9 protein-coding genes are annotated in these 9,256 nt (G+C 55.7%); all 9 read left to right on the plus strand.

What is annotated here, in order from left to right; translation table 11 throughout:
- The first annotated feature begins 177 nt into the window (after nucleotides 1-177).
- Nucleotides 178-1,341: a glycosyltransferase gene (locus H0V78_00210; protein ID MBA2350250.1), complete on the plus strand. Its 1,164-nt coding sequence runs from the start codon at nucleotides 178-180 to the stop codon at nucleotides 1,339-1,341.
- Nucleotides 1,342-2,145: a WecB/TagA/CpsF family glycosyltransferase gene (locus tag H0V78_00215; protein MBA2350251.1), complete on the plus strand. Its 804-nt coding sequence runs from the start codon at nucleotides 1,342-1,344 to the stop codon at nucleotides 2,143-2,145. It begins immediately after the preceding gene.
- Between the two features lie 90 nt (nucleotides 2,146-2,235).
- A complete protein-coding gene (locus H0V78_00220) occupies nucleotides 2,236-3,762 on the plus strand; it encodes an oligosaccharide flippase family protein (protein MBA2350252.1) in 1,527 nt (508 codons plus the stop codon).
- Nucleotides 3,763-3,764: 2 nt separating this feature from the next.
- Nucleotides 3,765-4,544: a glucose-1-phosphate cytidylyltransferase gene (gene rfbF, locus H0V78_00225; GenBank protein ID MBA2350253.1), complete on the plus strand. Its 780-nt coding sequence runs from the start codon at nucleotides 3,765-3,767 to the stop codon at nucleotides 4,542-4,544.
- Between the two features lie 16 nt (nucleotides 4,545-4,560).
- Nucleotides 4,561-5,790: an L-2-hydroxyglutarate oxidase gene (gene lhgO / locus H0V78_00230; GenBank protein ID MBA2350254.1), complete on the plus strand. Its 1,230-nt coding sequence runs from the start codon at nucleotides 4,561-4,563 to the stop codon at nucleotides 5,788-5,790.
- A 31-nt stretch (nucleotides 5,791-5,821) separates the two neighbouring features.
- Nucleotides 5,822-6,853, plus strand: a complete 1,032-nt coding sequence (locus H0V78_00235; protein MBA2350255.1) for an SDR family oxidoreductase — start codon at nucleotides 5,822-5,824, stop codon at nucleotides 6,851-6,853.
- A 10-nt stretch (nucleotides 6,854-6,863) separates the two neighbouring features.
- The gene (rfbC, locus tag H0V78_00240) at nucleotides 6,864-7,397 is read left to right on the plus strand and encodes a dTDP-4-dehydrorhamnose 3,5-epimerase (GenBank protein MBA2350256.1); all 534 of its coding nucleotides are present in this window, start codon (nucleotides 6,864-6,866) and stop codon (nucleotides 7,395-7,397) included.
- A gap of 125 nt (nucleotides 7,398-7,522) precedes the next feature.
- Nucleotides 7,523-8,797, plus strand: a complete 1,275-nt coding sequence (locus H0V78_00245; protein MBA2350257.1) for a DUF4910 domain-containing protein — start codon at nucleotides 7,523-7,525, stop codon at nucleotides 8,795-8,797.
- 22 nt (nucleotides 8,798-8,819) lie between these two features.
- Nucleotides 8,820-9,256 (plus strand): SDR family oxidoreductase (locus H0V78_00250; GenBank protein MBA2350258.1); only part of this gene is annotated, 437 nt, incomplete at its 3' end.

Here is a 9,256-nt window from a genome sequence, read left to right on the forward strand (position 1 = left end):
CGGATCACCAATGGTTTCCGGTGATGTTCAAGGATGCCGCTTTCAGCATTCCCACGGCGTTCGGAAAACTGGCTAAGGACTGGTTGTCAGAGAAGAAATAAAACGATAACAAATCGGGATGGCCGGCTCACCCTTTCGGATGCGCCGGCCATCTACTTTTCACGAACAACGAATCACATGATCAGCATACTGTTCCTTACTACGGCTTTGCCCGGGGAAAGCTCGAACGGCGGCGAGATAGCGACGACGAACTTTCTCGATGCATTAAGCCAAGCCGGGCACCGCCTCACAGTGACGGGGTACGCCAGACCAAGAGCTCATTACCAAACGAGACCGCGCGAAACAGTTATCGAAGAACGGCACATCGAAACGGACCGCGCAGGAGTTCGATCCGTCATCTGGTTTTTCACGGCGCTGACGAAAAATGTTGCTTATTCCGTCTCGAAGTATTGGTCAAAGAAGTATATTCGCGCGGTTACAGAATTACTCACGAATGGGAATTTTGATCTGGTGATCATCGATCACGCCCAAATTGGTTTTTTGCGACCATATGTCATTCACAAGCCAGTTGTTTTGATCGCCCATAATGTTGAAAACCTGATTTACGAAGATCAGGCGTCCGCCTTGAGGGGGCTGAAGAAATGGCTGTATGCGCGCGAAGCCCGGTGTATCCGGGATATGGAACATCTGTTAGCCAGATCTTCTGCAATGGTTTGGACCTTAACCGAAAAAGATCGGGAGTATTTCTGTAGAATCGGTGCGCGCAGCAAGGCATTTGCGATTCCATCCGCGTTCTCGACGAAGCCCCCGCAGGCGAACCAATCCGACAGCGACATTGTTATGCTCGGTACTTGGACATGGAAGGCCAACGCTGACGGCCTGCGCTGGTTTTTTGAACAGGTGTATCCGCTATTACCCGCGGATTCCCGGATCGAGGTCGGCGGGAAAGGCGCCGAACGGATTATTGGTAATCGGCCAAACGTCATTTATCGCGGCTTCGTCGCGGACGCGCACGACTTTCTCACGCGCAGCAAAGTTGTCGCGATACCATCCGTTGCAGGAGGAGGCGTGCAGATCAAGACCCTGGACGCTATTGCAACCGGTGCTTCCATCGTCGCCACGCCTACAGCAATGCGCGGTATCGAATGTCCGCCCGATACCGTACGCGTGGCGGAGAAGGCAAAGGATTTCGCCGATCACCTGATTTCCTTTTACAAGGTCCGTTCCAAACAGGAAGATGTCGTCCGGGCGCTGCAATGGTCGGCGTCAAGGCGGCTGAATTTTGAAAAACAAGTCGCTATGTCGATCGAACAAGCAATGTCCTATCCAGACCGCGTCTAAATGAACCCATCTGATGGAACGCCCGCGGTCGCAAGACAACTGGTACTGCTAGGGCTCAAATTCAATGCACTTACTCTCGAAGAAGCGGCCGATGCAATAGTAACGGCGGCCAAAAAAAGGCAGAAAGGTTTGGTCGTCACGCCGAACGTAGACCATCTCGTGATGCTGCAGACCGATGCCGATATGCGGTCGATTTATCAGAAAGCGGCTTTTGTGTTTGCCGACGGCATGCCTGTGATTTGGCTCAGCAGATTAACCTCCAGATCAGGCCTGCCGATGCGCGTGACCGGGGCCGACCTCCTTCCCGCGGTTTGCGCGGTGGCGGCAAAAGCTGGCGTGTCGCTTTTCTTCATGGGAGGACAACCCGGCGTGGCCGATCGGGCGGCGCAAAATCTCCGCGCCGAATTTCCGGGCTTGCGGATCACTGGCACCTACTGCCCGCCGATGGGATTCGAAAAAGATCCAGCCGAGACCTTGCGTATGGTCGCACTGGTCAACCGCTTGCAACCCGGCATCCTGTGCTTCGGCGTGGGCGCGCCCAAGCAGGAAAAATGGGCCGCAGCGCAACTCGATCAGCTGGCAGTGGGCCCGATACTGTGTATCGGAGCAGCTTTCGATTTCGCAGCAGGAACCATCAAGCGCGCCCCCAAGCTGGTGCAGCGGTTTGGCCTCGAATGGCTGTGGCGACTGTCGAATGAACCAGGCCGGTTATGGCGACGCTATCTGTTGCGCGATAGCAAATTTCTGCTTCTCGCAGGGCGGGAAATCTTGCGCGCGCGCACGGGCAAAAGCCGCCACACCTGACGGATTTCCTCTAGCGATTCGGTAAGAAAGTTGATGAGGCGTTCCCCTTCGAGTCTGTACCTCTTCTTTTGTTGAAGAACCCGAATAGCCATGCCGAAAGTTAGACGCAACGTCATCGCAAACTACGCGGGAAACGGCTGGACCGCTTTGATGTCGCTCGCCTTCATTCCGCTGTACATCAAGCTGATGGGCGTGGAATCGTATGGCCTGGTCGGATTTTATACGACGCTGCTTTCGGTTTTCGTGCTGCTCGACCTCGGCATCAGCACCACGGTCCGCTGGCATTTGGCAAGGCTTTCGGCGGAACCCGAGAAAGCGCACGAGGCGCGCAACCTGGTTCGAACTCTGGAATGGGTCTATTGGGGCACCGCGTTGCTGATCGGCGTCATCGTGTACTCGCTGGCGCCATGGATCGCCAGTTCCTATCTTCAGGCGGAAGAGCTATCTCCCGAGATCCTGCAGGAGGCCCTGGAACTGATAGGACTGACGATTGCCGTCCGCTGGCCGTTCAGCTTCTATTCGGGCGGCTTGATGGGCCTGCAGAAACAGGAACTCTATAACGTGATTCGCGCCGTGATCGAAACCCTGCGCGGCGGTGGCGCAGTCCTCATTCTGTGGCTCGTATCGCCAACCATTCAGGCGTTTTTCGTATGGCAGATCATCATAAGCCTGGCCGGCACGGCGGCGCTCGGCTACACGCTGTGGCGAAGCCTGCCGGCCGGCGCGACAAAGGCGCAATTCGAGTTTTCGGTATTGCGTGATCTATGGCGTTTTTCCGCCGCTGTATCCGCTCACGACATCCTCGTGATCGCGGTGACGCAGATCGACAAGTTGATACTGAGCAAGCTCGTTACGCTTGAACTCTTCGCTTACTACACTCTTGCGACCACAGTCGCGTCGGCACTTTATAACTTGATTACGCCTGTCGCCAGCGCACTTTACCCGCGTTTCATCCAACTGGTGACGTTGCGCGACGAAAACCGCCTCAGGGAGCTGTATCACCATGGCTGCCAGGTCATGTCGGCGTTGATCGCACCCACAGCCATCGTGCTCGCGTTTTTTTCCGCCGAAGTATTGCTGCTGTGGACGCAAAACCCTTTGCTGGTCGAAAACGCTCACTTGATAACCAGCGTTCTGGTCCTGGCGAAAGCGCTCGAAAGTCTGCAGTTTCTGCCGGGCTCCCTGCAAACGGCGCATGGCATGGGCTGGATCAAATTCGGCATATATCTGTCGCTCGCCTCGTTGCTGGTTCTTGCTCCAGCCGTTTATTACGCAACGACCAATTTTGGTTTGCTCGGCGCTGCTGCAACCATGCTGGTTTTTCATGCGATCATCACGCCGATAATGATCCATGTACAACATCGTCGGCTGCTCATTGGCGAAAAGCTGCGCTGGTACGTCGAGGATGTATTCATGCCGTTCGCCGCGGCGATAGTCGCTGCGTTGGTGCTCAGTTGGGCGCTGCATAGTTATAACGGCCAGGTGGCGCAACCCATATTATTTATCTACTTGGGCGGCGCTTCCGCAATCACGCTACTGGCAGCGGCAATGGCGACACCTTATGTAAGAAGGCAGGTGTTCAATCTTTTAAAGCTTCGATTGACAAGGGCTCATTGATTATGAAAGCAGTGATTCTGGCAGGTGGATTGGGCACGCGTATTAGCGAAGAGAGCAGCGTCAGGCCGAAGCCGATGGTCGAGATAGGTAACAGACCGATTCTGTGGCACGTCATGAAGATTTACTCTCACTACGGCATCAACGAATTTATCGTCTGCTGCGGATACAAGAGCGAGGTCATCAAGGAATATTTCGCCAATTATTATCTGCACCGGTCCGACGTGACTTTCGATCTGAAGAACAACCAGGTACATACGCATGAGACTGCGGTCGAGCCGTGGAAGGTCAGTCTGGTTTATACCGGGTATAACACCATGACCGGCGGGCGCATCAAGCGCGTCCGCGACTATGTCGGCGATGAAACCTTTTGCGTTACGTACGGCGATGGCGTATCCGACATCAACATTACGCAGTCGATCGAATTTCATCGTGCGCAAAAGACGCTCGCGACCTTGACCGCGGTTCAGCCACCTGGGCGATTTGGGGCTTTCAGTCTGGCGCAAGAGACTAATCAGGTCGAAACCTTCAGCGAGAAACCGCAGGGGGACGGCGCCTGGGTCAATGGCGGTTTCTTCGTGCTCGAACCGGGGATATTCGATTACATCGGCGATGACCGCACGGTTTGGGAGCATCAGCCATTACGCGACCTGGCACACGCCGGCCAGTTGTCCGCTTACCGGCATGCTGGTTTCTGGCAGCCGATGGATACGCTCCGAGACAAGACTGTGCTAGAGCAACTGTGGAACAGCGGCCAGGCGCCGTGGTGTGTCTGGAAAGAATAATTGAGAGGCATTTATGATCTATGACTTTGTGATTGTGGGTGGAGGCATCGTCGGTCTCTCGACCGCCATGGCATTGGGCGCGCGCAACCGGAAAGCAAAAATTCTGGTCATCGAAAAAGAATCGAACTTCGCGCAGCATCAGACCGGGCGCAACAGCGGCGTCATTCACTCGGGAATCTACTACACTCCGGGCAGCATGAAAGCGCGCTTCGCGCGGAGCGGCGCTCGCAGCATGGTCGAGTTCTGCGAAAAACATCATATCGAGCACGACATTTGCGGAAAAGTCATCGTCGCCACCGAGCAAAGCCAGTTGCCTTTGCTGGAAAAACTCTACGCGCGCGGGCTGGAGAACGGGCTTGCCATTCAAAAGATATCAAGCGAGCAGGTCAATGAAATCGAGCCGCACGTGCGCTGCCTTGCGGGCATACGGGTGCCTGCTACCGGCATCGTCAGTTACCGGAAGGTTTGCGCAAAGTATATCGAGTTGATCAACGCGCAAGGCGGCGAGATCAAGTTCGGCATGCGACTCGATGCCATCCAGGACCGCGGCGATCATCAGGTGCTGGAAACTACCGGCGGCGACTTCAACGCGCGCTATCTGATCAATTGCGCCGGCTTGCACAGCGATCGGGTCGCGCGTTTGGCTGGCGTTGAACCGGGCGCCCGGATCGTCCCGTTTCGCGGCGAATATTTCGAACTCGTGCCGGCCAAACGTCATCTCGTCAAAACATTGATTTATCCGGTGCCGAATCCCGATTTTCCATTCCTCGGCGTTCACTTCACGCGGATGATAGACGGTACCATACACGCCGGTCCGAATGCGGTTCTGGCGATGAAGCGCGAGGGTTATCACAAGACGGATTTCAGCCTGCGCGATCTTTCCGAAACCTTGCGATATCCGGGCTTCTGGAAGCTGGCGGCAAAGCATGCGAATGAGGGCGCGCGGGAATTCTACCGCTCGTTTTCCAAAGCCGCGTTCGTGCGCAGCCTGCAAACACTGATTCCGGAAGTCGAGGCGCAGGATCTGGCGCCGACGCATGCCGGGGTCCGCGCGCAGGCGCTGCTCGCGAACGGCAAGCTGGTCGATGACTTCCTGATCGTAAACGGACACAACTCGATGCACGTTTGCAACGCGCCTTCGCCTGGCGCCACTGCGTCGCTCGAAATCGGCAAGGCAATTGTCGAGCGCATTCCGCATTTGAAAAGCGGGCAATCCCCTAGACAAACTTCAACCTTAGCGATTTAACTGAGCGATTTAACGGAGCGAATAACTGACCATGAAAATACTGATCACCGGCACGGAAGGCTATCTCGGATCTCTACTGGCCCCCACGCTGATGCAGCGCGGACACGACGTCACTGGCGCCGATACCGGGTTTTACAAAGTCGGCTGGCTGTATAACGCCACACCGCTGACTGCAAAAACGCTGAATAAGGATATCCGCAAACTTAGCGCCGAAGATCTCGAGGGAATGGAAGCCGTCGTGCATATGGCGGAACTGTCCAACGATCCGGCTGGGGAACTGTCTCCGCATATCACCTATGATATCAACCACAAGGCATCGCTGCGTCTGGCCGAAATTGCCAAAGCAGCCGGCGTGCGCCGCTTCATCTACATGTCTTCATGCAGCGTTTATGGAGTCGCTTCGACATCCGATGTGACCGAAGAGTCGCCGGTCAACCCGCAAACTGCCTATGCGATTTGCAAAACCCTCGTTGAGCGCGACGTCCGACCGCTGGCGGACGACAACTTTTCACCGACCTTTCTTCGCAATGCGACAGCTTACGGCGCATCGCCGCGGATGCGCTTCGATATCGTTTTGAATAACCTGAGCGGACTGGCGTGGACCACACGCGAAATCAAGATGACCAGCGACGGCACGCCGTGGCGCCCACTGGTGCACGCCCTCGACATTTGCAAGGCGATAGCCTGCGTGCTCGATGCGCCGCTGGATGCAATTCACAACCAGACCTTTAACGTCGGCGACACCGGGCACAACTACCGCGTCAAACAAATAGCCGAAATCGTCGCTGCGACTTTTCCCGGTTGCAAGCTCAGTTTCGGCACACAGGGCTCTGACAATCGCAGCTACCGCGCTTCCTTTGATAAAATCGCGAACCAGTTGCCCGGTTTTAAATGCGACTGGAATGCGGAGCGCGGAGCGAAACAGCTTTTCGATGTATTCAGCCAGATCGATATGAGCGACGACACGTTCAACAGCCGCGGCTTCACCCGGCTCAAGCAGCTCGAATATCTGATTCGCACGCAGCAGATTGACAAGGATTTTTTCTGGTCGATGAAAGCATAACGCGCTGCGAATGATCTTTACGGAAACGAAGCTTGCCGGCGCATTTATTATCGAACCGGAAAAACGCAAGGACGAGCGCGGCTTTTTCGCGCGCACGTTCTGCGCCAGGGAATTCGAGTCGCATGGGCTTAAACCGACTGTCGCCCAATGCAACATTTCGTATAGCAAAAAGAAAGGCACCTTGCGGGGCATGCATTATCAGGCGGCCCCTGCCGCCGAAGCCAAGCTTGTGCGCTGTACCAATGGCGCGATTCACGACGTCATCATCGACATGCGCCCGGATTCTCCGACTTACCTTGAATATTTCGCCATCCAGTTGACCGCCGGCAATCGCCGCGCACTCTACATTCCAGAGTTGTTCGCCCATGGCTTGCAAACCTTGACAGACGATGCCGAGGTGTTTTATCAAATGAGCGAGTTCCATATTCCCGGCCATGAGCGCGGCCAACGCTATAATGATCCTGCGTTCAATATCGAATGGCCGCTGCCGGTGGTCGAAATCAATGCGCGCGATGCGTCCTGGCCATTGTTGGATGTGGCTTAGACGTTTGCCGCTTTCCGCATTTTGCTAGAATCGGATGATGGCGCATCCGCTTCTACTATCCCCGCATTCAGGAAATAAAGTTTATGAGCGATTTGAATCAACCTCCGGTAAATGTCGGCGACGCGATGTATCAACTCGCTGCCGAACTTTTCCCAATCTGCAGAAGCATCACCGGCAATGGCGTCCGCGCGACGTTGGCGCATCTTCAGCGTCAAATTCCGTTGATCACGCACGAAGTCGCAAGCGGTACGCCGGTGTTCGACTGGACTGTGCCCAAAGAGTGGAACATCAGGGACGCCTATATCAAGAATGAGGCTGGCGCACGCGTCGTGGACTTTCGCCAGTCCAATTTGCACGTGCTGAACTACAGTGTTCCCGTGAATCGGACTATGCCGCTTGCCGAGCTCAAGAAGCATCTGTTTTCGCTGCCCGACAAGCCCGACTGGATTCCATATCGCACTTCCTACTACAAGGAAACCTGGGGCTTCTGTCTGCGCCACCGCGATCTGATCAATCTGCCCGACGGAAATTATGAAGTCGTCATCGATTCGTCGCTGGAACCCGGGCACCTGACCTACGGTGAATACCTGGTTCCCGGTCAATCCGAGGACGAAGTGCTCATCTCCTGCCACACCTGCCACCCGTCGTTGGCCAACGATAACCTATCCGGCGTCTCGTTGGCGGTCGCGCTGGCGCAACGTATGAAAACCTTGCCGGCGCGGTATTCGTACCGCTTCTTGTTCATCCCGGGAACCATAGGCGCGATTACCTGGCTGGCTTTGAATAAAAACAAGGCTGCGCGCATCAAACACGGCCTGGTATTGACTTGTGTCGGCGACCCGGGCCCGACTACTTACAAGCGATCCCGCCGCGGCGATGCGGATATCGACCGCGCCACCCTTCATGTGCTGAAACAGGCTGGCTCGCCGTTTGCGGCGATCGATTTTTATCCGTACGGATACGACGAACGCCAGTATTGCTCGCCGGGTTTCAATCTGGCCATCGGCTGCCTGATGCGCTCGCAGCATGGCGAATACGCCGAATACCACACGTCCGCCGACAACCTCGATCTGATCCAGCCTGCATTTCTCGAAGATTCCTACAACAAGGCCGCGGCGTTGATCGATGTGCTCGAAGGCAATCGCTATTACATGAACCAGAATCCGTACTGCGAACCACAGTTGGGCAAACGCGGCTTGTACGACGTAGTCGACGGCGAAGTCATGGCGATGTTGTGGACGCTTAATTTTTCCGATGGCAAGCACAGTTTGCTCGATATCGCGGAACGCGCCGGCATATCATTCGAGCGCATCCACAAATCGGCGCAGATTCTGGCTGCGCACGACTTGTTGAAAGTATCCGGATCAGAGGATTCCGGCGCCAGTCGCCCGGCTGTTTGACTCGAGGTTTTCATTGCCAGCAGTGAATCGTCTTTTCGCCGGTCAGGTCGCGGTCGTGACCGGCGCCAGCAGCGGCGTGGGCGAAGCTATCGCGCTCGGGCTCGCCGGGCACGGAGCCCATGTCGTTTTAATCGGCCGTCATATCGAACGACTGCGCGCCGTCGCGACCCGCGCCGAGGGCCACGGAGTAAAGGTGCGATACTACCAAACGGATTTGACGCGCGATGAATCGATCGCGGACATGAGCGAATCGCTGCGCCGCGAATTCAAGAAAATCGATTTACTGATACACAGCGCCGGCGTTTTCCGCTCGGGCAACACGGCAGCCGCACCGATCGCCAATTTCGATCTCCTGTATTCGACCAATCTGCGTGCGCCGTATTTGCTGACCCAATCCCTGCTGCCGCTGATGTGCGAAACGCTCGGCCAGATCGTGTTCATCAATTCAATGGCGTGTAT

It is taken from the genome of Burkholderiales bacterium (genome assembly GCA_013695435.1).
In the GTDB taxonomy this organism is placed as follows: domain Bacteria; phylum Pseudomonadota; class Gammaproteobacteria; order Burkholderiales; family JACMKV01; genus JACMKV01.

What these genes read in the sequence shown, in the direction of transcription:
- H0V78_00210 (MBA2350250.1), top strand. Translation starts at nt 178, where the DNA reads ATGATCAGCATACTGTTCCTTACTACGGCTTTGCCCGGGGAAAGCTCG.
- H0V78_00215 (MBA2350251.1), top strand. Translation starts at nt 1,342, where the DNA reads ATGAACCCATCTGATGGAACGCCCGCGGTCGCAAGACAACTGGTACTG.
- H0V78_00220 (MBA2350252.1), top strand. Translation starts at nt 2,236, where the DNA reads ATGCCGAAAGTTAGACGCAACGTCATCGCAAACTACGCGGGAAACGGC.
- rfbF (MBA2350253.1), top strand. Translation starts at nt 3,765, where the DNA reads ATGAAAGCAGTGATTCTGGCAGGTGGATTGGGCACGCGTATTAGCGAA.
- H0V78_00235 (MBA2350255.1), top strand. Translation starts at nt 5,822, where the DNA reads ATGAAAATACTGATCACCGGCACGGAAGGCTATCTCGGATCTCTACTG.
- rfbC (MBA2350256.1), top strand. Translation starts at nt 6,864, where the DNA reads ATGATCTTTACGGAAACGAAGCTTGCCGGCGCATTTATTATCGAACCG.
- H0V78_00245 (MBA2350257.1), top strand. Translation starts at nt 7,523, where the DNA reads ATGTATCAACTCGCTGCCGAACTTTTCCCAATCTGCAGAAGCATCACC.